The organism is Bradyrhizobium sp. SRL28, from assembly GCF_018596315.1.
GTDB lineage: Bacteria > Pseudomonadota > Alphaproteobacteria > Rhizobiales > Xanthobacteraceae > Bradyrhizobium.
In genome coordinates this window covers 1-1,485 of the sequence record NZ_JAHEAG010000149.1, presented here as the reverse complement: position 1 = coordinate 1,485, position 1,485 = coordinate 1, and the positions used below count along the sequence as shown (strand labels likewise).

Annotated in this window: 1 protein-coding gene; it reads right to left on the bottom strand. The window is 65.7% G+C overall.

Annotated elements, in window-relative coordinates; translation table 11 throughout:
- On the bottom strand, positions 1 to 1,361 hold a 1,361-nt coding region (istA, locus tag KIP88_RS45705; protein ID WP_214494607.1), incomplete at its 3' end, for an IS21 family transposase.
- Positions 1,362 to 1,485: the final 124 nt, after the last annotated feature.

Sequence of the window (1,485 nt, the reverse complement as noted above, 5' to 3'; positions counted from 1 at the left end):
TCGAGCGCGCGGCCGCACGCAGCCTCGAGCCTCTCGCGGCCATATGTCTTGGCAAGCCGCAGGATGCCGACACAGGCGCGGAAGCCTTGCTCGGGATGCGTGCGCTCCCGCAGGATAGTCGCGATCAGTGCCGACGTGCGGCGGCCGATCTCGGCGGCGCTTCGCCGGAGGCGCTCTGGCGTCCAGTCGGCATAGCGCCGGTGGCTCGACGGCATGTGCTCGCGCACCGTCGTATGCTTGCGGTCGGAGGAAGAGCGTACATGGGCGGCAACGCGTTTGCCGCAGTGGAAGACTTCAATCGTGCGCGCCGTGATGCGCGCCCAAACCTTCTCGCGCAGCAATTGGTGCGGCACCGAGTAGTAGTGCTTCTCGATCTCGACGTGGTAGTCGAGCGCGACCCTGCATTCCTTCCATTCGGCAAAGACGTAGGGCTCGGCCGGCAGCGGTTTGAGCGCCGCGCGCTCGATCTCGTCGAACAACGCGCGGCGGCTCGCACCGAGATGGCGCGACACGCGGTTGTTGAGTTGTGCGACAAGCTCGGCGATGGCCACGTTCAATGCGCAGAGCGAGAAGAACTGCCGGTTGCGCAGCTTCGCGACGATAAATCGAGTCGCAATTTGGACCGCAACTTCTACCTTAGCTTTGTCGCGGGCGCGATACGGCCGCGCCGGAACAATGGCGGTGTTGTAGTGAGCCGCCATCTCGGCATAGGTGCGGTTGACCGTCGGCTCATAGAAGCAAGCCTTGGTGACGCCCGAGCGCAGATTGTCGGACACCACCACTGCCGGAACCCCGCCGATGAACGCAAAGGCGCGCGTGTGCGAGCCGATCCAGTCGGACAGGCCCTGCGTCCAGGTGGCCTCCGCATATGTGTAGTTCGTCGCGCCGAGCGAGGCGACGAACAGCTGGGCTGTCAGTACCTCGCCGGTCGAACCATCCATCACCTCAAGCGTCGTGCCGGCGTAATCAACGAACATGCGCTCGCCAGCGACGTGGCTCTGTCGCATAGTCGGCGACAGCCGCGCCGCCCAGGCGCCATAGAGCTCACAGTAGCGGCTGTACCCGTAACCATCCGGGTAGGCCGCGCGATGCTCCTCCCACAATAGCTGCAGCGTCACCCCTGGCCGGCGAAGCTCACGGTGGACCGCCGCCCAGTCTGGCTGCGGTCGACGCTTTGCGCCGACCGTTGGAGGTCGGTAGAGTCGGGCCTCCAGCGCCTCGTCCGTCAGGCCTTCCGGTACCGGCCAGGTGAGGCCGGCGCGGCGTGCCCGCTGGATGCACTCCCCGGCGGCCGTTGCACTCATCCCCAGGCTGGCAGCGATCTTGCGTTTGGACATGCCGGCGGCGGACAGCCGCAGCACGTCGCGAATTTTGCGCATAGGTAATCTCGGTCCTGGCATTTGCCCCCGCTCCTCGTGGAAAGGAGCGAAACCATGCCGATTCGCAGATCACCCAACGGCGCCCGTCACACCCGTCCACAGGCTG